This is a genomic window from Candidatus Oscillochloris fontis (assembly GCF_004138135.1).
In the GTDB taxonomy this organism is placed as follows: Bacteria; Chloroflexota; Chloroflexia; order Chloroflexales; family Chloroflexaceae; genus Oscillochloris; species Oscillochloris fontis.
In genome coordinates this window covers 12,034-35,486 of record NZ_RYFD01000005.1, presented here as the reverse complement: position 1 = coordinate 35,486, position 23,453 = coordinate 12,034, and the positions used below count along the sequence as shown (strand labels likewise).

The 23,453-nt window shown below is 60.7% G+C and carries 17 protein-coding genes and 2 tRNA genes; 6 read left to right on the top strand and 13 right to left on the bottom strand.

Going from position 1 to position 23,453, the window contains the following annotated elements; translation table 11 throughout:
- Positions 1-88: 88 nt before the first annotated feature.
- Complete coding sequence (trhA, locus tag EKD03_RS03690; protein WP_129627658.1) at positions 89-724, top strand: PAQR family membrane homeostasis protein TrhA; 636 nt, start codon at positions 89-91, stop codon at positions 722-724.
- A gap of 185 nt (positions 725-909) precedes the next feature.
- Here trhA and EKD03_RS03680 read toward each other — a convergent pair whose 3' ends face one another.
- From EKD03_RS03680 to ilvD, 11 genes are all read right to left on the bottom strand, one after another.
- Positions 910-4,716: a magnesium chelatase subunit H gene (locus EKD03_RS03680; RefSeq protein ID WP_274542392.1), complete on the bottom strand. Its 3,807-nt coding sequence runs from the start codon at positions 4,714-4,716 to the stop codon at positions 910-912.
- Positions 4,717-4,961: 245 nt separating this feature from the next.
- On the bottom strand, positions 4,962-5,681 hold the full coding sequence (locus EKD03_RS03675; RefSeq protein ID WP_129627652.1) for a CPBP family intramembrane glutamic endopeptidase: 720 nt from the start codon (positions 5,679-5,681) through the stop codon (positions 4,962-4,964).
- Positions 5,682-5,729: 48 nt separating this feature from the next.
- Positions 5,730-6,338, bottom strand: a complete 609-nt coding sequence (leuD, locus tag EKD03_RS03670) for a 3-isopropylmalate dehydratase small subunit (protein ID WP_129627649.1) — start codon at positions 6,336-6,338, stop codon at positions 5,730-5,732.
- A 188-nt stretch (positions 6,339-6,526) separates the two neighbouring features.
- Positions 6,527-7,948 (bottom strand): 3-isopropylmalate dehydratase large subunit, encoded by a 1,422-nt coding sequence (gene leuC, locus EKD03_RS03665; RefSeq protein WP_129627646.1) that lies wholly within the window; start codon positions 7,946-7,948, stop codon positions 6,527-6,529.
- 389 nt (positions 7,949-8,337) lie between these two features.
- A complete protein-coding gene (gene cimA / locus EKD03_RS03655; protein WP_129627639.1) occupies positions 8,338-9,894 on the bottom strand; it encodes a citramalate synthase in 1,557 nt (518 codons plus the stop codon).
- Between the two features lie 27 nt (positions 9,895-9,921).
- The gene (gene pheA, locus EKD03_RS03650; RefSeq protein WP_129627636.1) at positions 9,922-10,752 is read right to left on the bottom strand and encodes a prephenate dehydratase; all 831 of its coding nucleotides are present in this window, start codon (positions 10,750-10,752) and stop codon (positions 9,922-9,924) included.
- 191 nt (positions 10,753-10,943) lie between these two features.
- On the bottom strand, positions 10,944-12,584 hold the full coding sequence (locus EKD03_RS03645; RefSeq protein ID WP_129627633.1) for a 2-isopropylmalate synthase: 1,641 nt from the start codon (positions 12,582-12,584) through the stop codon (positions 10,944-10,946).
- Between the two features lie 63 nt (positions 12,585-12,647).
- On the bottom strand, positions 12,648-13,670 hold the full coding sequence (gene ilvC / locus EKD03_RS03640) for a ketol-acid reductoisomerase (RefSeq protein WP_129627630.1): 1,023 nt from the start codon (positions 13,668-13,670) through the stop codon (positions 12,648-12,650).
- A 198-nt stretch (positions 13,671-13,868) separates the two neighbouring features.
- The gene (gene ilvN, locus EKD03_RS03635; RefSeq protein WP_129627627.1) at positions 13,869-14,381 is read right to left on the bottom strand and encodes an acetolactate synthase small subunit; all 513 of its coding nucleotides are present in this window, start codon (positions 14,379-14,381) and stop codon (positions 13,869-13,871) included.
- A gap of 212 nt (positions 14,382-14,593) precedes the next feature.
- Positions 14,594-16,336 (bottom strand): biosynthetic-type acetolactate synthase large subunit, encoded by a 1,743-nt coding sequence (ilvB, locus tag EKD03_RS03630; protein ID WP_129627624.1) that lies wholly within the window; start codon positions 16,334-16,336, stop codon positions 14,594-14,596.
- Positions 16,337-16,399: 63 nt separating this feature from the next.
- Entirely contained in the window at positions 16,400-18,085 is a 1,686-nt protein-coding gene (gene ilvD, locus EKD03_RS03625) for a dihydroxy-acid dehydratase (protein ID WP_129627621.1), read from the bottom strand.
- A gap of 19 nt (positions 18,086-18,104) precedes the next feature.
- On the opposite strand from ilvD, the gene EKD03_RS18340 reads away from it, so the two are divergent.
- A complete protein-coding gene (locus EKD03_RS18340) occupies positions 18,105-18,245 on the top strand; it encodes a hypothetical protein (RefSeq protein WP_161569174.1) in 141 nt (46 codons plus the stop codon).
- 294 nt (positions 18,246-18,539) lie between these two features.
- On the opposite strand, the gene EKD03_RS03620 is transcribed toward EKD03_RS18340, so the two are convergent.
- Both EKD03_RS03620 and EKD03_RS03615 read right to left on the bottom strand, forming a co-directional pair.
- Positions 18,540-18,615 (bottom strand) — tRNA-Ala (locus EKD03_RS03620).
- 14 nt (positions 18,616-18,629) lie between these two features.
- Positions 18,630-18,705, bottom strand: a tRNA-Ala gene (locus EKD03_RS03615).
- Positions 18,706-18,999: 294 nt separating this feature from the next.
- Between EKD03_RS03615 and lepA the strand changes: the two genes are divergently transcribed.
- The 4 genes from lepA (at position 19,000) to EKD03_RS03595 (ending at position 23,364) form a co-directional block, all read left to right on the top strand.
- Entirely contained in the window at positions 19,000-20,820 is a 1,821-nt protein-coding gene (lepA, locus tag EKD03_RS03610) for a translation elongation factor 4 (RefSeq protein ID WP_129627618.1), read from the top strand.
- Positions 20,810-21,778, top strand: a complete 969-nt coding sequence (locus EKD03_RS03605; protein WP_161569173.1) for a foldase protein PrsA — start codon at positions 20,810-20,812, stop codon at positions 21,776-21,778. The genes lepA and EKD03_RS03605 overlap by 11 nt, the downstream gene beginning before the upstream one ends.
- A gap of 183 nt (positions 21,779-21,961) precedes the next feature.
- The gene (gene mazG, locus EKD03_RS03600; RefSeq protein ID WP_129627611.1) at positions 21,962-23,164 is read left to right on the top strand and encodes a nucleoside triphosphate pyrophosphohydrolase; all 1,203 of its coding nucleotides are present in this window, start codon (positions 21,962-21,964) and stop codon (positions 23,162-23,164) included.
- Positions 23,164-23,364 (top strand): DUF951 domain-containing protein, encoded by a 201-nt coding sequence (locus tag EKD03_RS03595; RefSeq protein ID WP_129627608.1) that lies wholly within the window; start codon positions 23,164-23,166, stop codon positions 23,362-23,364. The genes mazG and EKD03_RS03595 overlap by 1 nt, the downstream gene beginning before the upstream one ends.
- Positions 23,365-23,453: the final 89 nt, after the last annotated feature.

The window sequence follows — 23,453 nt, the reverse complement described above, 5'->3', positions numbered from 1 at the left end:
AAGCATCGCCCGCCAAATCTCGTTCGGGTTCGCCTGTCATATAGAGGGCGATGCTTCGCCCCTACTTTGTACGAACAAGGAGGATGCCATGAAATCTCAGGCTGCACACCGACATGAGGAGTTAGCCAACACCCTCACCCATGGAGCTGGTGCGGTTGCCAGTTTAGCCGCAGGGAGTGTGCTGACTGGGTTGGCTATCCTGAGCGGCGATGTCTGGCGCATTATTGGTGCGGCGGTCTTTAGTTTGACCTTGGTGTTGCTCTATACGGCCTCAACGCTCTACCATAGTGCGACCCAAGATCATATCAAGAAACGCTTGAAGATTTTTGATCACTGTGCGATCTACTTACTGATCGCGGGTACCTATACCCCATTTACCTTGGTGAGTCTCCACGGGGCATGGGGCTGGAGCCTCTTTGGGGTAATCTGGAGCCTCGCCATCGCTGGGGTGGTCTTTAAGCTGATCTTCGCCAATCGTTTTAAGTTGATCTCGACACTCTTCTATATTGCGATGGGTTGGCTGGTGGTGGTGGCGATTGTGCCCATGACTCAGACCTTGCCCGCATCAACCCTGGCTTGGTTGGTGGCGGGTGGCTTGGCTTATACCGGCGGGACGCTCTTCTACCATAACCAGCGCATTCCGTTTTCGCATGCGATCTGGCACCTGTTTGTGATTGCGGGGAGTGTGTGCCATTTTGTGGCGGTGAGTGCGACGTTGGTGTAGAGACGCAACATATTGCGTCTCTACACCAACATATTGCGTCTCTACACCAACATATTGCGTCTCTACACCAACATATTGCGTCTCTACACCAACATATTGCGTCTCTACACCAACATATTGCGTCTCTACACCAACATATTGCGTCTCTACACCAACATATTGCGTCTCTACACCAACATACCTCTCTACGCCCCCACCCCCTCCAACCGATCTTCCAGATCGGCGTAGATATCCCGCAGGTGCTCTAGGGTCTGCTCGTCGGCGTCCCAGAAGCCTCGGTCGTTGGCTTCGAGTAGCCGCCGGGCAATGCCCGCCGCTGCGTGTGGGTTGAGTGCCGCCAGTCGCTCGCGCATGGACTCATCAAGCAGGTAGGTCTCGGCCACCCCCTGGTAGACCCAGCCCTCGACGGCGTTGGAGGTGGCGCTCCAGCCGTAGGTGTTGCTGACGCGGATCTCGATCTCGTGGGCACCTTCGTAGCCGTGCGCCAGCATGCCCTCAAACCATTTGGGGTTGAGCAGTTTGGCGCGGCTCTCAAGACGTACCATCTGTTCGAGTGAGCGCACGCGCCCGCCCCCCGGCCCGCTGAAGGCTTCGACATCGGCGACCATGACAGTGGGCCGCGTGCCGCGTAGCTTCTCGACGCTCTTGGTGACGCCGCCCAGGTACTCGTAGTAGTGGTCTACGTCGCTGATTCCCACCTCCACCCCATCCACGTTCTGGAAGGTGGCTTGTACGGTACTCAACGCCCGCTCTAGTACCGGGCGCGCCGCTTGCCATTCGCCACGCTGATCCAGCGCAAAGCCCTTGCGCGTCATGAAGAGGTCGCCGATCTGGGTATCATCTTCCCACGAGCCGCTCTCGACCATGGTGTTGACATTCGCCCCGTAGGTACCGGGCGCGTTGGAGAAGACGCGCATCGCGGCTTCTTCTATGCTCACGCCTAGCTCCTTGGATTGGGCGAGGACGTGTTTGCGCACAAAGTTGCGCTCTTCTGGCTCGTTGGCTTCGGCGGCGAGGCGGATGGCACGGTCTATCAACTGGGCCTGCATGGCCATCAGGTCGCGGAAGATGCCGCTGACCGTGGCCACCAAATCAATGCGCGGGCGGCCCAACTCTTCCAGCGGAATGAGTGCCACGTCGGCCACCTTGCCCAACTCGTCAATCACCACCTTCGCGCCAATCAGCGCCAGCGCCTGCGCCACCCCCTCGCCCTCGGTCTTGATGTTGTCGGTGCCCCACAGGATGAGTGCGACTGTCTCCGGCAGGCTGCCCTGCTCGTGGCTCAGCCGGGTGAGCAGATCGTGAACCACCTTGGTGCCGCTCACCTGGGCGGCAGCCGAGGGGATGCGGTAGGGATCGAGGCCGTGCAGGTTGCGTCCGGTGGGCACCACCGAGGGGTTGCGCACCACATCGTTGCCCGATGAGGGCGGAATATAGCCGCCCGCCAGCGCATTGAGTAGCCCCGGCGTCTCGTGATCTTGCTCCAACTTGGTGCGCAGATCGCCGAGTTGCTGCCACGTCGCGCTCAGGGTTCCCGGTGCGACCCGCGCCTCGGTCTGTAGGAAGGTATCCGCCGCCTGTGCGCCCGCGATCAGCAAGCGCTGCACCGCCGCCTTGCCCAGATTCTCCACCTGGCGGTAGCGATCCTGAAGTACTGGGTCGCGGCTCAGGCCAGTGGAGAGATCGGCGTAGCGGTAGCCCAACCCTGCCGCGACCGCTTCGGGGAGCGTGGGGGCGCTGGGTGCAGGGCGTTGGAAGGTGGCGACAAGGCTGAGGATGTCAACCAACTCCTGCTCGGAGGGGGCACGCCCCAGCACATGCAGACCAATCGGGATGAGGCGCTGTTCGACCTGGAGCAGTTCGTGGCTCAGGGTGGCGATGAAGCCATCGGGGTTATCCGTGTAGGACTCCTGCGGACTAAGGCCCAGCTTATCGGCCTGAGTCTGAATATCTTCCAGCAGACCCGTATCGGGGCGCTGGCGGTACTGATCAATACTATCCTTGAGCGCCCGCAGCCCCTTGTAGAGGCCGGCCTGCTGCACCGGCGGCACGAGGTAGCTCACCAAGGTGGCCGCGCCACGTCGGCGGGCAATCGTGCCCTCGCTGGGGTTATTGACACAATAGTAGTAGATATTGGGCAACCCGGCCAAGAGACGCGCAGGCCAGCACTTCGGCCCCAACCCGGCCTGCTTACCGGGCATAAACTCCAAGGCTCCGTGCGTCCCCATGTGGACCACCGCATCCGCCGCAAAGACGCGGTCAATCCAGGTGTAGAAGGCGGCAAAGCCGTGGTGCGGCGCAGCATCCTTGGCCATCAGCATCCGCATGGGGTCACGTTCATAGCCGAAGGTGGGTTGAACACCGACAAAGACATTGCCGAGGCGGCGGCCCATAATCTGGAAGCGTTTGCCATCATTCAGCAACTCACCCGGCGCTGCGCCCCAGAACGGCTCAATATCGGTATAGTCGGGGAAGAGGCGACGATACTCCTCCAGTGGCAAAAAGGCCCCGACCGCCGCATCAGTACCGTGGAGCAGTGGGGCAGTGGTCGGGTCGCCCTTACCCTCCACCAACATCCGCCGCAGATCATCGGCACTAGCGGGCAGATCAACCCGGTAGCCCGCCGCGTGCAGTTCGGTGAGCAGGCGGAAGGTACTCGCAAAGACATCGAGATAGGCAGCGGTGCCGATACTGCCCAGGTTCGGCGGGTAGTTGAAGAGCACAACCGCCACCTTCTTCTCGGCATTCGCCTTACGCCGCAGGGCAACGCGGCGCGCTGCGCGTTCGGCGAAGCGATCCACCTGCACCGGAACCGGCACCGCCACCCCCGAATCCTGGGATGGCCCGCCATAGACGAGCGGTTCGGTGGCACTATCCAACTCGGCGAGGGCCACATTCATCGCAATGTGCATCGGGCTGAGGCCGCGATCATCGGCCAGCCAACTATCCACATTCTGAAAGACCAGCGGGATATTCTGGAGGAAAGGCACATTGAGCGCCTCCAGCGCTGCGCGCGCCTCATCGGCCTTACTCTGGGCCATCCCACCTACCAGCGCATAGCCGGAGGTCGTGGCGATGAGATCAACCAGTGGCTCGACCTTGTCCTCACTGCCCGGTACTGGATGCGAGAAGAAGGCATCCATCGCCGGGCGGCCATCCAAACCCGCCGTATAGGCCACCCGCGCCTCCACGCCGCGCTGCTCCAACCCACGCACCAGCGCAGTCAGGTGGGCGATATTATCACCCAGAATAATCACCCGCAGCGAAAGCAACCCCACCACGCCCTTATCGAGCTTGAGGCGGCGGCTCTTCTGCCACTTCTGGTAACTCTTGAGGTCGGTGAAGGGCTTCGGCGCATCGGGGTGCCAGATTGCCAGATCGGGATAGATGTCGGGGTCTTCCACCGGCAACTTACCCTTATAGCCCGGTATATAGCGCTCGATCAGCATACACAACATACGCTCCATATTCTTGGGCGTATTATGCACCCAGAACTGGTGCATCGCGACATAGGTATGCAGATCGCGGAAGCGTCCCGGCAGATATTTGAGGATCTTAGTCAGACCCTTGATCAGATTCATCTGCCGCGAGACCTCACCGTGGCCATGTTTGGGCCGCAACGACTGAAGAATACCCTTATGGCCCTCCTTGTCGCTGCCATCGGAGACCTTGCCCAAACTGAACTTGCCCAGCCGGGTATGCCGAATGAGGGTCGGATTACTAATGATGATACAGACCGGGCAACTCACCTGGGCCAACATCTGCTCCAAGGGGCGCACAATCGCCTCACCAAAGACCATGCCACCAATAATAAAATCGGCCCGCTTCAGGTCATCCTCAAGACGTTGACGCAGAGCCGGATCGCTCAATTCCGAGGTCATATAGACACCGACCGTCAGATCGATCTTGTATTGACGCGAGAGCGCGGCGGCCGCGTTGCGCAGGGCGAGGGTATAGTTATCCTGCGTAGTGAGGAAGACAAAGCGCATAATACACTCCTTGGTGCCGTTGCAGTTGGGTTGCTGCTGACAATGGGGCTATTATACATCTAAATAGTCAGATCTGACGAATCGGTGCAGTAGCACCGTAGGGTATGGGCAAAGCCCTTGAGGCTAGGCCCCAAACCCCAATGTTGTTGTTGTTTGGCGGCGAAGCCGCCAAACAACAACAACAAAATCTTCGGGGTCAGCTACGCCGCCCCCGATCCCCCACCGAAGGCAACGGCACCCCGAATCCCTTACCCTCCCATATTCAAACTTACATAGATAAGCAGCATCGCCATACCGTTCTGGAACATGTGGTAGAGCACCCCCGGCCAGATCGAGCCGCTGCGTTCGCGCAGATAGGCCAGGATCAGGCCAACCACGAAGAGGCTGGGCAGCAGAACGGGTATGAGGTGGATGGCGGAGAAGATCGCGGCGTTGAGGATGACCGCCACCAGCATGGGGAGGCGCTGGCGCAAGAGGGGGTAGAGCATGCCCCGGAAGAAGAGTTCTTCGACTAGGGGCACCAGCACCGCGATGAGGAGCAGCCCCGCGCCGAGTTCACCCAGGCTCATTGCAGTGCCGCCGCTGATCGCTTCGACCTGCGGGTTTTCAAAGCTGCCGATCATCTGCATGATCAGCATGTTGAGGGCAGCAACCGCACTCAGCCCGATCATAAAGAGTAGCGGCACGAGGGCGTAGTAGTACCACTGGGTGGTGCGTACCCCCAACGCCGCCCACCCCGCCCGCCGCGCTCCAAACAGGTACATCCCCAAGAGCAGCATCAGGTAGAAGCCGATGCCGGTGATGTAGGCCGGTGGGGAGAGCAGGCCACCCTCGGTGGGCAGGTTGAGCAGCGCCACGATGAAGCGCATCACGATGATGATCGCTGCGCTGCCACCAAAGAAGACGAGGAGGGTTAGGCCAACTTCGCGCCAGCCGAAGCCGGGGTGGGTGGGTGTTTGGGGGTACATAGAAAGTAGCGACCAGCCAGGAGACTGGCTGGTCTGTAGGGGCGTTGCTTACGCCTGCGTGTTGATCAGCACCGGGTTCTGCGCCTCGTAGGCTACAATGTCCGACTCCTGCTGCATGATGAAGCCCAACTGGTCTACGCCGTTGAGCAGACAGTGCTTGCTGAAGCCATCTATTGGAAAGTTGACCTGCTGGCCACCCGGTAGGCTCAGGCTCTGCTGGGCGAGGTCAATACTGACCTCGGTGGTCGGGTCTTCTTCGCACAGGCTGACGAGTTGGTGGAAGGTCTCTTCGTCCACGATCACCGGCAGCAGGCCGATCTTGAGCGAGTTGCCCCGGAAGATGTCGGCGAAGGCGGGGGCGATGACGGCCTTGAAGCCATACGCCTGGAGCGCCCAGGGGGCATGCTCCCGCGAGCTGCCCGACCCGAAGTTCTTGCCCGCCACGAGGATGCTGGCCCCCTGCGCCTCCGGCTTGTTGAGCACAAAGTCGGGGTTGGGGCTGCCGTCGGCGTTGTAGCGCCACGTCTCGAAGAGGCCGTCGCCTAAGCCGCTCTTGTCGGTGACTTTGAGCCACTTGGCGGGAATGATCTGGTCGGTGTCTATGTTCTCCAGGGGCACGGCGACAACCTTGCCCGTGATGTTGGTAATTGGGTCCATCGGTAGAGTTCCTCTTTCTGGTTTAGAGCATGGTATCAGCTTGATCGCTGTGTCTGGCCCTCCCCCCCCTAGCCCCCCTCTCCCGTTCGCTACGCGAACAGGCGAGGGGGGAACCCCAGATAGCGCCCCCCTCGCCTGTGGGCGTAGCCCACGGGAGAGGGGCTGGGGGTGAGGGCCATCCGCATGGTTTACAGCATCGTGCGCGGATCGGTGACCCGCCCGGTAATCGCGGCCGCAGCGGCGGTGAGCGGGCTGGCCAGTAGGCTGCGCGATCCTGGCCCCTGACGCCCGACAAAGTTGCGGTTGCTGGTCGAGACGGCGTACTTGCCGGGGGGTACCTTGTCGTCGTTCATGGCCAGACATGCCGAGCATCCCGCCTCGCGCCACTCCGCACCGGCGGCCTTGAAGATGGCATCCAGCCCTTCGGCTTCGGCCTGCTTCTTCACCTGCTGGCTACCCGGTACAACCATGACCCGCACGCCTTCGGCGACGCTGCGATCCTTGAAGAGTGCGGCGGCTTGGCGCAGGTCGTTGATGCGGCTGTTGGTGCAACTGCCGATGAAGACCACGTCAATCGGTTGGCCGAGGATGGGCTTGCCCGCCTCTAGGCCCATGTAGTCGAGTGCCTTCTCCAAGGCGACCCGCGAACTGGCGTCGGGCATGTCGCTGAGGCGCGGAATGGCCCCGGTGATCGGGATGCCCATGCCGGGGGTGGTGCCGTAGGTGATCATCGGTTCGAGGCTGGTGGCGTCGAGGCTCATTTCGTGGTCGAAGCTGGCGCCCGCATCGCTGGGCAGGGCGCGCCAGCGCGCCAGTGCGGCCTCGAAGTCGGCTCCCTGGGGCGCGAAGCGCCGCCCGGCCACATACTGGAAAGTGGTCTCGTCGGGGGCGATCATACCGGCACGGGCGCCACCTTCAATACTCATATTGCAGATGGTCATGCGCTCTTCCATCGAGAGCGCCCGGATGGCCTCGCCCATGTACTCGAAGACGTAGCCGGTGCCGCCGCCCACGCCATACTTGGCGATCAGGGCCAGAATGATGTCCTTGGAGGTCACGCCTGCCTGCAACCGCCCATCCACACGCACCGCGCAGGTCTTCGGCTTGCGCTGCAAGAGGCACTGCGTGGCCAGCACGTGGCCCACCTCACTGGTGCCGATGCCGAAGGCCAGCGCCCCGAAGGCCCCGTGGGTGGAGGTGTGGCTATCCCCACACACAATCGTCATGCCGGGCTGAGTCACGCCCTGCTCCGGCCCGATCACATGCACGATGCCCTGATCCTCGGTGCCCAGATCGAAGAGCGGGATACCAAACTCGGCACAGTTGGTGCGCAGTTGATCAAGCTGCGCAATCGCCTGCGGATCGAGTACCGGGATGATCCCGTCGCTATTGCGCGGGGTGGTGGGGGTGCTGTGATCCATCGTCGCCATGGTGTGGTCGGGGCGGCGCACCTTGAGGCCACGCTGGCGCAACTCGGTAAAGGCTTGCGGCGAGGTGACCTCATGGATGAGGTGGAGGTCAATATACAGCACCGCCGGGGTAGCGTCGGTCTCTGGGCACACGAGGTGGGTTTCCCATACTTTCTCGAACAGGGTCTTGGGGCTGGTCATGTGGTTCTCCGTATTGGTTGTTTTGACGCAAAGGCATGTTAGCGCGAAGAAGTCCTGGGATGCGCCGCATGGCTTCGACAAGCTCAGCCAGCGGCGCGGTGGCTGAGCTTGTCGAAGCCCCGCGCCGCATAGTCGTTCGATTACGGAGGGCATCATCCTCGCTGGTACACCCTATCAACCGCAGAGGACACAGAGGTGCGCAGAGGGATGGGTTTTGCGCTACCTATGGTTCTTCCTCTGCGTTCCTCTGCGTCCTCTGCGGTCAAAAACCGAGGCGCAAGAGGACGCTTAACCGAACGCCAATGCGGCTGCACCGCCTCCGTAGAGACGCAACATATTGCGCGTAGAGACGCAACATATTGCGCGTAGAGACGCAACATATTGCGTCTCTAGCCACGCAACAACGGCAACTCCAGGCTATCCCAGAGCGCCTGATAACTAGCGGCAATGATATTGGGCGAGGCTCCGGTGGTACTCCAACGCTCATCGCCACGGGCACTCTCGATCAGAACACGGGGGGTGGCGGCAGTACCCAGGTGCGCATCAATAATACGCACCTTGAAGTCCACCAGGCGCACCTCGGCCAGTTGTGGGTAGTGGGGCAGCAACGCCTTGCGGATGGCGGCATCCAGCGCATCCACTGGCCCCTCACCTTCGGCGGCGGTGTGCATGAGTTCGTCACCCACCCGCACCTTGACGGTGGCGAGGGCGGTGATTTCATTGCTGCCACGCTTCTCCACCGTGACGGTGAAGTCGAGCAGTTCAAAGGGCGCTACATAATCGGCGGCGCTACGGCGTACCAGCATCTCGAAGCTCCCCTCGGCGGCCTCGAACTGGTAGCCCTTGCTCTCGCGCTCCTTGATCTGCTGGAGCACTTCGCGCTCGTGGCCATTCAGGTGTAACCCCAACTCTTCGGCACGCATGCGGATGTTGCCACGCCCGGAGAGTTCGCTGACCACGACCCGCTTCTGATTCCCAACCAGGGTCGGGTCAATATGCTGGTAGCTATGCTCCACCTTGGCAATCGCAGCCACATGGATGCCGCCCTTGTGCGCAAAGGCACTGCGCCCCACATAGGCCGCGTGGTCGTCGGGATTCAGGTTGGCAATCGCGGCCACATAGTACGAGAGTTCACTCAGGCGGGCGAGTTGGGCCGGGGTGATGCAGGTATAGCCGAGTTTGAGTTGCAGATTGGCAATCGTGGGGATGAGATCCATGTTGCCGCAGCGCTCGCCATAGCCGTTGATCGTGCCCTGCACCTGGGTCGCACCCTCTTGGACGGCGGCCATCGCATTGGCCACGGCCAGTGCGCCATCGTTGTGGGTATGAATGCCGATCTGGGTCGGAGCATCACCGATCTGCGCACGTACCACCCGTGTAATCGCAGCCACCTCGTGGGGTAACGAGCCGCCGTTGGTGTCGCACAGCACCAGCACATCGGCCCCGGCCTCGGTGGCGGTGCGCAACGTACTCAGCGCATAGTCGGCATCCAGTTTGTAGCCATCAAAGAAGTGCTCGGCATCATAGCAGACCTCTTTGCCCAGCGCTTTGAAGTAGGCTACACTCTCACCGATCATGGCCAGATTCTCGGCGCGGGTGGTTTCGAGCACCTGCTCGACATGCAGCACCGAGCTTTTGCCCACCAGCGTCACCACCGGGGTTTGCGCGGCGACAAGTGCCTGGATGTTAGCATCATCATCACACTGGCCCCCGGCACGGCGCGTACTGCCAAACGCGGCTACCCGCGCTTGGCGCAGCGGCGTCTCGCGGACACGCTGGAAATACTCGGCATCTTTGGGGTTCGAGCCGGGCCAGCCGCCCTCGATGTAGTGGATGCCCAACTCATCAAGCATCAACGTGATCTTGAGTTTATCCTCGACGGAAAGCGAAAGCCCCTCGCGCTGCGTTCCATCGCGGAGGGTGGTATCGTAGAGAAAGATCTGCACGCGAAGACTCCTTAGGACACACCGCCCTCATTGGCTCTGCCAACGCGGGTAACTCCCGAACACCTTGAACATGCCCGACTGCGCGGCAATCTGTTCGAGCGCCCGCGCTACATGCGGTTCGCTGCGGTGTCCGTTAATATCCACCAAGAAGATATACTTCCCCAACACTTCACGCGCTGGGCGTGATTCCAATTTGGTCATGTTAATCTGCTCAAGCGCCAGTGCTTGCAGAGCTTCAACCAGCGTTCCGGCGCGATCTTCGGTGAAGGCAAAGCAGAAACTGGTCTTATCATCGCCCGTGAGCGCAGCATCCTGGCGGCCCAAGCTGATAAAGCGGGTCACATTGCCCAGCGTATCGGCAATATCGCGGGCCAGAATGTGCGCACCAGTAATCTCAGCGGCGCGCAGGGTACTGATCGCTGCCGCCGGGCGCTCATCGGCCATGGCCTCGGCAGGCGCGGCACTGTTCGAGAGCGAGGCGATGGTCGCCACCCCCGGCAGACAACGCTCGACAAACTTGCGGCACTGCCCCAGACTCTGCGGATGGCCATAGAGTACCTTAATATCGGGCAGACGCAGCCCCTCACGCGCCACCAAGTATTGGCGAATGGGGATCACAATCTCGCCCGCAATCTGGAGTTGGGTCTCGTGGATGAGCAGATCGAGGGTAAAATTGACACTGCCCTCCAGCAGATTCTCAATCGGCAGCAACCCGCGATCTGCCGCCCCGGTTTCGATTGCGGTGACGACGGCGGGGATACTAGCCAGGGGTAAATAGCTGGCTTGCCCGCCGGTGTAGGCCATCGCCGCCTCTTCCGAGAAGGTGCCGGGCGGGCCGAGATAGGCTATTGTGTGCATAGTTTTGACCTTCGGTTGGGAGTTTGGGGTTGGCGGTGCCGCCGAATGGCCCTCACCCCCAACCCCTCTCCCGTGGGCTTCGCCCACAGGAGAGGGGGGCACATGGCTGGGGTATCCCGGAGCGTATCCCCCCCTCGCCTGTTCGCATAGCGAACGGGAGAGGGGGGCTAGGGGGGTGAGGGCCAATGAACCTACTCGCCGGTATACCCCGCCGCATACGCCGCCGCCTCGGCGGTAATCCGCGCCTGCCCGGCAGCCAACATCTTGTTGAGGGCGGCCATGTAGGCTTCCGCCGCTGCCAGCACCGAGTCGGTGTTGATGCCATAGCCGGAGAAGATCTGCTGCACCGAGCGCTTGCCGGTCAGGTTGATGCTGGTGGGATCATCCACTGCCCCGGCCTCTTCGCTCTGCTCGCGGATGCGCACCGTCACCTCGGCCACCGCGTCCAACCCCTCGGTGATCGCCTTGATCGAGAACTCGATCAGCTCGTTGGGACGGTTGATCATCTTGTTGATCGCCTGATAGATCGCATCCACCGGGCCAGTACCGAGCGCACTATCAATCTGCTCGCTCTCATCGGGGCCAACCAAGCGCACCGTGGCGGTGGGAATCATGCCCGTGCCCGCACTGTACTGCACGTGGGCCAGCTTATAGATCTGGGGCGTATGCTGGATCTCGCCAGAGATCAGCGCCTCAATATCGCGGTCATCCACGCGCTTCTTACGGTCGCAGAGATCCTTAAAGCGCGCAAAGACATGCTGGAAGGCTTCATCGTCCAACGCATAGCCCATCGCATCAACATGCTTGCGAAAGGCGTGACGACCCGAATGCTTGCCCAGAATGAGCGCATTGCCATCCAAGCCCACCGTCTCGGCACTCATGATCTCATAGGTCATACGGTTCTTCAGCACGCCATCCTGGTGAATACCCGACTCGTGGGCAAAGGCATTCGCGCCCACGATGGCCTTATTGGGCGGCACCGGCACGCCAATGAAGCTGCTCACCGTGCGCGATGCACGCGCCAACTCGCGGGTCACCACCTGGGTCTTCAGGCCGTAGAACTGCTCGCGGGTATGCAGCGCCATCACGACCTCTTCGAGCGAGGCATTCCCGGCGCGTTCCCCGATGCCGTTGATCGTACACTCGATCTGGCGCGCCCCGGCATGCACCCCGGCCAGTGAGTTGGCTACCGCCACCCCCAGATCGTCGTGGCAGTGGGTCGAGATGATCACCTGATCACCACCGGGGACGTTCTGACGAATCGCGGCGATCAGATCGCCATACTCCTGGGGTGTTGAATAGCCAACCGTATCAGGAATATTGAGCGTCGTAGCGCCACATTCAATCGCAATCTTTAATGCCTGGAAGAGATACTCATGATCAGATCGGGTAGCATCCATCGGTGAAAACTCAACATCATCACAGAGGGAACGCGCATAGCTGACCATTTCGCCGATCAATTCGAGCGCCTCACCACGACTCTTGCGGAACTGGTGATCCAAATGAATATCCGAGGTGGACATGAAGGTATGGATACGCTTATGTGTCGCTGGTTGAATGGCCGTCCACGCCTTATCAATATCGTCCTTGTTGGCACGCGCCAAGGCCGCAATCGTGGGGCCATCGGGGGTACCCACCTCACGAGCGATCTCATGCACCGCCGCCCAGTCACCAGGGGAAGCCGCCGGGAACCCAGCCTCAATAATATCCACCCGCATACGCGCAAGTTGGCGGGCAACCTCCAGCTTCTCCTCCAGGGTCATCGTGCAGCCAGGGGCCTGTTCACCATCGCGCAGGGTCGTATCGAAAATCCGTACATGATCGACATCCATTGCAGTATCCCTCCTGTGGAAAAGAAGCGCCGCAGCGCGACATTCGCACTGCGGCGCTTCTTTTTACGCTCCGCCTTCGCCCGGCTTTACCTCACGCGGCCCAACAAAGGGCATCATCCGCCGCAACTGCACCCCGATCTGCTCAATCGGGTGATCAACATCGGCCTTGCGCATCGCATTGAAGCGTGCCCGCCCGGTGTGGTTCTCCTCGATCCAATCCTCGGCAAACGCGCCACTCTGGATCTCGCTCAGGATCTGGCGCATCGCGTTGCGGGTCTCGTTGGTGATGATGCGCGGCCCGGCCACATAGTCGCCCCACTCAGCCGTGTCGCTGACCGAGTAGCGCATGTAGTTCAGACCACCCTGGTAGAAGAGATCCACGATCAGCTTCAGTTCGTGCATACACTCGAAGTAGGCCACTTCGGGCTGATACCCGGCCTCGATCAGCGTCTCGAAGGCGGTCTTCACCAGCGAGCTGACGCCGCCACACAACACCACCTGCTCACCGAACAGGTCGGTCTCGGTCTCTTCGGCGAAGGTGGTCAGCAACACACCGGCACGGGTGCTGCCGATACCCTTGGCGTAGGCCAGCGCATCCTGCAACGCGCCGCCGGTGGCATCCTGCTGCACCGCGACCAGTGCCGGCACGCCGCCGCCCTGGGTGTAGACCTCGCGCACGCGGTGGCCGGGCGACTTGGGGGCGACCATGCTGACATCAATGCCCGCCGGGGGCGCGATCTGGCCGAAGCGGATGTTGAAGCCGTGGGCGAACATCAGGGTCTTCCCCGGCTCCATGTGCGGAGCGATATGCTCGCGGTAGATCTCGGCCTGCACGGTATCCGGGGTCAGGATCATCACCATCTGGGCCTCTTTGGCCGCATCGGCAACGCTCATCGGCTTCAAACCGGCCTCTTCTACCTTGCTCCAGCTCTTCGAGCCGGGGTAGAGGCCCACCCGCACATCCAGGCCACTATCGGCGAGGTTGCGCGCATGGGCATGGCCCTGGCTGCCAAACCCGATGATCGCAATCGGCTTCCCCTTCAACCGCTCAAGATCTGCCTGCTTGTCGTAAAAAAGCTCCGCCATGATGTCTCGTTCCTCCACAAATAAAGGTTGTAGGGGCGCTACTTCGCCCCTTCGCGGGGTGTGGGGGCCTGTGGCCCCCACGAAAAAATTCTTGTTTTGGTGGTGCGATTGGCTGCAAAGCGGCCAACCGCACCACCAAAACCATAGGTTTGGGGCGTAGCCCCAAGCGGAAGTCGCCTGCGACGCTACTATATCAGATTACGCCGCCGACTCGATATACTCCCCGGCATTGTGCCCGCGTGAGCCGCGCACCATCGCGATCCGTCCGGTGCGCATCATCTCCTTGATCCCGTAGGGGCGCACCACCTCCAAGAAGTTCTCCACCTTGGAGGGGGTGCCGGTCATCTCGATGATCAGCGTGGTCGTCCCCACATCCACCACCTTGGCCTCGAAGACCCCGCACATCGAGATGATCTCGTGGCGCACCGAGGCCGGGGCATGCAACTTCACCACCGCCATCTCACGCTCCACCGTCGGGTCGAAGGTCACGTCACTCACCTTAATGACCTCGATCAGCCGGTAGAGTTGCTTGGTGACCTGTTCGACATCCTCGGACTCTACCACGATTGTGAGGCGGCTCACGCTGGGTTGTTCGCTGTGTCCAACCGCCAGACTCTCGATATTGTAGCCGCGCCGCCGCACTAACCCCACCACCCGGCTCAACACACCGGGGCGATCTTGCACCAGGGCCACAATGGTATGCTTCTGCATTGGAGATTGTACTTTCTTCTTTAAGACAATATTCGTAGGTACTTGACACTGCACCGCCGGATGGCCCTCACCCCCAACCCCTCTCCCGTGGGCTTCGCCCACAGGAGAGGGGGGTACATTGCTGCGGTATCCCGGAGTGTATCCCCCCCTCGCCTGTTCGCGCAGCGAACGGGAGAGGGGGGCTAGGGGGGTGAGGGCCAATAGGGACACCCCTACATATCTGCCTCGGTCGTCAGCATCTCACCGATGGACTTGTTCTGCGGCACCATCGGGAAGACGTTGACCTCACGCTCGACGCGGAAGTCAATCAGCACCGGGCCGTTGGTGTTGTTAGCCTCTTCAATCGCGGCGCGCACATCCTCGCTGCGCTCCACGCGGATGCCCTTCCAGCCGTAGGCTTCGGCCAGTTTGACAAAGTCGGGGCCACTCAGCGGGGTGCCGCTGTAGCGCTTGTTCTCGAAGAGTTCCTGCCACTGACGCACCATACCCAGGTAGCCGTTGTTGATCACCGCCACCTTGATGTTGGTGATCCCCTCCTGCATGATCGTTGCCATCTCCTGGTTGGTCATCTGGAAGCCGCCATCACCACAGATCGCCCAGATGATGCTGTCCGGGTTGGCCACTGCCACACCGAGCGCGGCCGGGACGGCGAAGCCCATGGTGGCTGCGCCACCAGAGGTGATCAGGGTGCGCGGGCCGTGGTTGTAGTCGAGGAGTTGCGCAGCCCACATCTGGTGCTGGCCCACATCGGTGACGACGTGGTAGTTGCCGTGGAGGTTGAGCATCTCGCTGATGCCTGCGTAGACATCGTGGGGCGGCAGCGCCATGTTCTCGGTCTTGGCGCGGTTGACGTACTGTTGCTTGCCCTGGTGCTGATCCTGCATGTCGCGGATGTGCTCCATCCAGTCTGAGGCGTTGCTATGCAGCGCGGCCAACTCTTCCTGGGCGGGCATATCCTCCAGCAGCGCCTTGAGCACATTGCGCGCATCGCCCACAATCGGCACCGCCACCTTGACGTTCTTGCCAATCTCGGAGGGGTCAATATCCACATGGATGACCTTGGCATTGGGCGCGAAGGTGCTGGCCTTGCCGGTCACGCGGTCATCAAAGCGTGCCCCAATGTTGAAGAGCACATCACAATCCTGGATGGCGCGGTTGGCATGTACCCAGCCGTGCATCCCCGGCATGCCGATGTTGAGCGGATGGCTTTCGGGCAGTGCGCCAATCCCGTGCAGCGTGGTCAGCACCGGGATGCCCAGGCGCTCGGCAAAGGCACGCAACTCATCGCTGGCCCCAGCCTGAATGATCCCATTGCCGACAATGATCAGCGGCTTCTTCGCATGGGCCAGCATGCGCAGCGCCTCGCGGATCTGCTTGCGGTTGCCATGGTAGTTGGGCTTGTAGCCGGGCAGGTTGAGCTTGACATCCCAGTTGGGAACGATGCTCTTCTGCATGGCATCCTTGGTGATGTCAATCAGAACCGGCCCCGGCCGCCCGGTGGTGGCAATATGAATTGCCTCCTTGAAGACATACGGCAGTTCCTCGGCGCGCTTGACCAAGTAGTTGTGCTTGGTGATCGGCATGGTGATGCCGGTAATATCGGTCTCCTGGAAGGCATCCTTACCCAACACCAGGCTGCCAACCTGACCACAGATCGCCAGCAGCGGGGTGCTGTCCATCATCGCGTCAGCAATCGGGGTAACGAGGTTCGTCACACCCGGCCCGGAGGTACCAATACAGACCCCGATGCGCCCGGTGGAGCGTGCGTAGCCCTCGGCGGCGTGGCCCGCACCCTGCTCGTGACGACACAGAACGTGGCGCAACTTCTCGCGGTACTCCCACATTGCGTGGTAGAAGGGCATGATCGCCCCCCCCGGAATACCGAACATGACCTCAACATTCTCGCGGATGAGCGCCTCACACATGATCTGGGCGCCTGTACGTGTCTCTGACATAGTCTCTACTCCTGATGCTTGCAGTAGTGGTGCGTGCGGCTACGCCGCGCGCACCAGATGTCTTTATTCTAAAACTGCGCCCTTGCTCGCATTGGTCACCATTCGGGTATAGCGCGCCAACCAACCCCGGCGATACTTGGCCGCTGGGGGCGTCCAGGCCGCGTGGCGTGCCGCCATCTCATCCTCACTCACATCCACACTGAGGGTGCGTGCCCCCAGGTCAATTGTTACCATATCACCGTCAGTAACGAGGCCAATCGGGCCGCCCTCGGCAGCCTCCGGGCTGACGTGGCCAATGCAGAGGCCGCGTGTGCCCCCCGAAAAGCGCCCGTCGGTGATCAGGGCGGTGGTGCTAGCCAGTTCGGGAATGCCCTTGACCATACTGGTCAGCGCGAGCATTTCGCGCATGCCAGGGCCGCCACGCGGGCCTTCGTAGCGCACGATGATCACGTCGCCCGGTCTGATCTGGCCATTGATGACCGCATTGGTGGCCGCCTCTTCGCTATCGAAGCAGCGCGCCGGGCCGTGGAAGTGCATCTCGTGCTGCTCGACCGCACCCACCTTGATGATGCTGCCTTCGGGAGCGAAGTTCCCAAAGAGGGCACTCAACGCCCCGCGCTCGGTGTGCGGGTTCGTGACCGGGCGGATGCACTCCGGATTGAGCACCATTGCGCCCTCCAGGCTCTCACCCAGCGTGCCGCCCATCACCGTCAGCGCATCCAACTTCAGCGCCCCCGGCTTGGTGGCCAACTCGGCCAGGATCGCCGGTACTCCGCCCGCCGCATGCACATCCTGAATATGCCACTGGCGCGTACCATCCCATGCCGGGCTGACCTTAGCCAAGTGCGGAACCCGATCCGAAACCTCGTTAAAGCGCGCCACCGGGTAGTCCAGATCGGCCTCACGAGCCAGCGCCAGCACATGCAGCACCGTGTTGGTCGAACCGCCCATGGCCACATCGAGCGCCATGGCATTATCAATCGCATCGGCGGTGACAATATCGCGGAAGCGCAAATTGCGCTCCACCAGGGTCATGATCTGGGTAGCGGCGCGGCGGGCCAGATCGCGGCGCTCCGGGGCAATCGCCAGGATCGTGCCATTGCCGGGAAGCGCGATGCCCAGCGCTTCGCAGAGGCAGTTCATGGAGTTGGCGGTGAACATGCCGGAGCAGGAGCCACAGGTGGGGCAGGCAATCTGCTCTAGTTTGAGCAGTTCCTCGTCGCTGATCTTGCCCGAAGCGCGCTTCCCGACCGCCTCAAAGACCGTGATCAGGTCGGACTTATTGCCCGCCTCATCCATACCGGCGGCCATCGGGCCGCCGGAGACAAAAATGGTTGGGATATTGACGCGGGCCGCGCCCATCAGCATACCGGGCACGATCTTATCACAGTTGGGGATACAGACCATGCCATCGAAGCAGTGGGCCGCAACCACCGTCTCGACACAATCAGCGATCAACTCACGGGAAGGCAACGAGAAACGCATCCCCTCGTGGCCCATGGCGATGCCATCGTCTACACCAATCGTATTGAACTCAAAAGGAACACCACCAGCAGCGCGGATGGCCTCTTTGACGATCCGCCCGAACTCCTGCAAATGGGAATGCCCAGGGATCACATCAATATAGGAGTTACAGACCGCAATAAACGGCTTACCAAAATCAGCCTCATCAAGGATCTGGCCGGTCGCCCGCAAGAGACTGCGGTGGGGGGCGCGTTCAAACCCGCGCTTGATCGTATCTGATCGCATAGCTACGTACTCTCACTCCATGACGCAATGCGAGACCAAGCGGAACAACCGGCTGGTTGCCCGCGCCGCCACCGTGGCGGTCTTATCCCTACGAGAGGCGGTGCTGATTCATCCCCACGGCGATGTGGGTATCCCTGAGGTGCGGCGTTGGTCAGGGTGATGATGACGAAAAAAACCCCCCGCGTTTCCGTGGGAGGTTCAGACTTAGTGCTGTACCGGGTTGCTAGGCTTCCCCCCCCAAACGGTTATCGCTCCACCCAATAAGGAGGAGTACGAGACCACCAATGAGGAGAATATTACCAAATGCTGCGCCCATAAACTGTGCAACCCTTACAATTGACGAACATAGCGAGGATACCATAGGCATTCGGAAACGTCAAGCGCGACAAAAGTCAAAATATCACACCCCGAAACACAAACAGACGCCACGCATAGAGCGTGGCGTCTATCCTTGTGGTGGAGCCAAGGGGGTTCGAACCCCTGACCTCGACACTGCCAGTGTCGCGCTCTCCCAACTGAGCTATGGCCCCATGAAATGTACGTTTGGTGGAGGTGAGGGGGCTCGAACCCCTGACCTCGACAGTGCGATTGTCGCGCTCTCCCAGCTGAGCTACACCCCCGCACGCACTCGCGGAGTATAGCATGAGGTGGTCATTGTGTCAAATTTGAAATACCTTGTAACTATTCCACACTTGGGGTAAAAGAAATCTCGTATTGACGCAAAGGCGCAAGGACGCAAAGGTTTTGTTGCAGGCTTTGCGCCTCTGCGTCTTTGCGTCAAAAACTGGAAGCTAGGAGAAGTGTGAACAGTTACCCGCAGACGGCCTTTTGCACACAACCGCATGAGGCTGGTATACTTGCAGCGTATTAGACGCTTCACGCCGAGGTGGCCCCTCGGTTCTATTTAGGTAACCATGTCGGATCAGAACCATATTCGCACCTTTTCGATCATCGCCCATGTCGATCATGGCAAAACGACGCTTTCGGATCGGCTGCTCGAAGTAACCAAAACGATTAGTGCCCGCCAAAGCCGTGAGCAGTTGCTCGACGGTATGGATTTGGAGCGCGAGAAGGGGATCACGATCAAGGCTAAGGCGGTGCGTATGGAGTATGTGGCCCAGGATGGCCAGCGCTACCAACTGAACCTGATTGATACTCCCGGCCATGTTGATTTTGGCTATGAGGTATCGCGGGCGCTGGCCGCCTGCGAGGGTGCGCTGCTGGTGATTGATGCCGCTCAGGGCATTGAGGCCCAAACCTTGGCGAATGTCTACCTCGCAGTTGAACATGACCTGACGATTATTCCGGTGGTCAACAAGATTGATCTACCCGGTGCGCATCCCGAAGAGGTGGCCGGTGAGGTCGAGTCGGTGATCGGGATTCCCGCCGAAGAGGTGATCATGGCCTCGGCGAAGGAGGGCATCGGGATTGCGGAGATCCTGGAGGCGATTGTGCAGCGCATCCCGCCGCCGCGTGGCCAGCGCAACCAGCCCGCCCGCGCCCTGATCTTCGACTCGCACTATGACGCCTATAAGGGTGTGATCGCCTATGTGCGTGTGGTGGATGGAGCCTTCCCTACCGGCTCGGTCGTGCGCTTTATTGGCACCGGCGCGAGTGCGAGCACGCTTGAGTTGGGTATCTTCCGCCCCGGTATGACCCCGCTCAACGAACTGGTCGCCGGGGAGGTGGGCTATATCGCCACCGGCCTTAAGACGGTTGAGGAGTGTCAGGTGGGGGATACGATCACCCTCGCCGATAATCCGGCTGAGTCGCCGCTACCCGGCTATCGCCCGGCGAAGCCGATGGTCTTCGCTGGACTCTATCCGGTGGATAGTAATGCCTACCCGGAGCTGCGCGAGGCGCTTGAGAAACTCAAGATGAATGACGCGGCGCTCTCCTTCCAGCCGGAGAGTAGTAACGCGCTCGGCTTCGGCTTCCGCTGTGGCTTCTTGGGCTTGTTGCACATGGAGATTGTGCGCGAACGCCTGGAGCGTGAATATAACCTCGATCTGCTCATTACCGCGCCGAGTGTGGAGTACCAAGTGCTGCTCACCGATGGTGAGATTCTTGCGGTGGATAATCCTTCCGATATGCCCGACTTGAGTAAGTTGGGTAGCATCGAAGAGCCGATTGTGCAGATCAATATTATCTCGCCAACACGCTATATCGGCACAATTATGGATCTGGTGACGACCAAGCGCGGTAGTTTTGATGCGATGGATTACCTCGATCCGACCCGTGTGCAGTTGAAGTATAAGATGCCACTGGCCGAGATCGTGATTGACTTCTATGACCAACTGAAGAGCCGGACTCAGGGGTACGCCTCGCTCGACTACCATCTGGCGGGCTACCAGGAGGCCGATCTGGTCAAACTCGACATCCTTGTCAACCAGCAGCCGGTAGACGCCCTCTCGCTGATCGTTCACCGCGACTTCGCCTACAACCAGGGGCGCACCTTGGTCGAGCGACTACGCAAGCTCATCCCGCGCCAGATGTTTGAAGTGCCCATCCAGGCCGCGATTGGCGCGAAGATCGTCGCCCGTGAGACGGTGCGAGCGATGCGCAAGGATGTCTTGGCCAAGTGTTATGGGGGCGACATCAGCCGTAAGCGCAAACTGCTCGAAAAGCAGAAAGAGGGCAAGAAGCGCATGAAGATGGTTGGGAATGTCGAGATCCCCCAAGAGGCGTTCATGGCGATCCTCTCGCTCAACGAGACGAGCTACGATGATGATTAGTGTGGAGGTGTGTGTGAAGCACTATGTTGGCGGGCTGTTAGCCCTGATTCTGCTACTGGCGTTGGGGGCGTGTCAGAGTACAACCAACGGTGCCACTCTTCAGGTGAGTGCCACCAATCCCCAGATCCTGCGGGTTGGACCAGATACCTATACCCTCAACGACTTCGCCCAACGCATGGAGACCGACATTGGTCCGGCGATTGCGAACATGATGTTGACTGGCCAGACTCGTGAGCAGATCGAGGCGTTGGCGAATGAGCAGAATGCGCGGGCGGGGATCTTTGATTCGATGGTGCAGGAGTTGTTGCTCATGCAGTATGCCCGTGGCCATGGGATTGGGATTGATCCCGCGCAGGTGGATGCGAGTTTCTTCAGTATGACCAGCCCCTTCGATCCCCAAAATCCCTTTGCCAATCCATCGGCAGATCGGCTCATGCAGGCCCAACAACAGTTGACGCTGGAGGTACTGGCACGCAACACCCGCGCTGATATGTTCCACGCCCGGATCATGATGCTGACGAGTGAAGCCGATGCGAATCAGATCCTTGCCGATCTGCAAGCCGGGGCTGATTTTGCCACTCTAGCCAAAGATCGCTCGAAGGATCTGGAGACTGCGCCTAAGGGTGGCGATATGGGCTGGGAGCCGCTTGGTAATCTGCCACCTGAGCTGGATGGGGCGGGGTTCACACTGGAACTGAACACCCCCACCAAGATCCAGGTTGGTGAGTCGTGGTATGTCTTTGAGGTCTTGGAGCGCCAAGCTGGCCCCAACCTTGAGGATAAGCGCGCCTTTGAGAACTTCAACCAACTCCAACAGAGTATGGGTGCGCAGCAATTCTATGCCGAGACCTTCATCCCCTGGTATGATCAGTTGCGTGCCGCCGCTGAGGCGAGTGGCGATCTGGAGATTGCCGACGGCTTTGATCCGAATAGTGTGCCGCTGCCGTTCCCAGAGTAGAGACGGCCCGGTGGGCCGTCTGGGGTTCCCCACCGTAGAGACGGCCCGGTGGGCCGTATGGTTGCGCTGCCCCCCCAAACCCCAGTTTTTGTTGTGTATTGGCGGCTTCGCCGCCAATACACAACAAAATAAAGATTTTCGGGGGCGGAAAGCCGCCCCCAAAACCCCAGCGGAGCTTCTTCCATGCACGCTTCTCTGCTGAATGCCTGTATGGCGGCGCTTGATCTCGCGCCGACGAGCAGCATTCAACTCCACCATGTGCCGACGCTGCTCGCCCAAACCACCCACCTCCCCGATCAGGGGGGGCCAGATGCGTCGGTACGTTCGTGGGCCGAAACCAATGGTCATGATCGCTACCTCGCGCCGCCCAGCCCCTTCCCACTTCACGTCACGACCCCGGCAATCCTCTGGGGGCTGGAGGCGAACCTGCTGCCTGCGCTGCATAGTCTGTTGGCGTGGCGTTACCCCGCTGATCACCCGCTCACCCTGCTCAGCCACGATCCATCCGGTCGGGTAGCGCTTCAGAGTCGGGTGACGCTCGCGAGCCTCGTGGACGGAGCTGATCTGCTCTACCTGCCAAGTGTGCCGATCCAGCAGAACGAGCGTGACATTGAGGGGCTAACCTGGGTGGTGGCGCGGCTCTTGGGGCCGGGCGGCTGCCCGTGGGATGTTCGTCAGAGCCACCAATCGTTGCGCGGGGCGCTGCTCGAAGAGGCCCACGAGGTGTTGGAGGCGCTCGATGCCGGAGATATGGCAGGGTTGAGTGAGGAGTTGGGCGATCTGCTGCTCAACATTCTGGTGCATAGCGAGATGGCGCGCCAGCATGGCACCTTCAGTCTGCCTGAGGTGGTGGCGCAGGTGACGCGCAAGATCATCGGGCGCCACCCGCACGTCTTTGGCACGCAGGCGGCGGCACATGAGGGGCTGATCCATCAGCGCTGGGAGCAGATCAAGGCGGCTGAGTTAGCCGCTAAGGGCCGCGAGCGTTCCAGTGCCTTGGATGGAGTGCCCAAGAGTATGCCCGCGTTGGCAACGGCGCAGAAGTTGGGCAAAAAAGCGGCGCGTACCGGGTTTGCCTGGTTTGATGTGGCGAGTGCCTGGGCTAAGTTGCAAGAAGAACTGGACGAACTGAAGGCAGCGATGCAGAGTGGGCATACCGCGCATGTGGCGGAGGAGATCGGCGATCTGCTCTTTATCACCGCCCGCCTCGCAACCTACTTGGAGGTAGATGCTGAGGCTGCGCTGCGCAACACCAACCAGAAATTCCGGCGGCGCTTTAGCTTTATCGAGTCCCATGCGGCGACCCAAAGGCGCACCCTGAGCGACATGAGCTTGGAGGAGATGATCGCCTGCTGGAACCAGGCCAAGATGCAGGAGCGCGTCTGATGCCAGCACCGATCCCGATCTACCTGGGCGATGTGGTTCAGATGCGCAAGAGTCATCCATGCGGCGGGGATACCTGGCGGGTGGTACGAGTGGGGGCGGAGATCGGTATCCGTTGCCTCACTTGCGAGCGTAAAGTCTTTCTCTCGCGGGCTGAGTTTGAACGCCGCATCCGCCAGTTTGTGGAGCGTGGAGCCTCGTAGGGGCGAAGCATCGCCCGCCAACATGGGTAGGGTTTACCCGGCCATCTGGTGGGCGATGCTTCGCCCCTACTTTGACGTGCCATACAGCG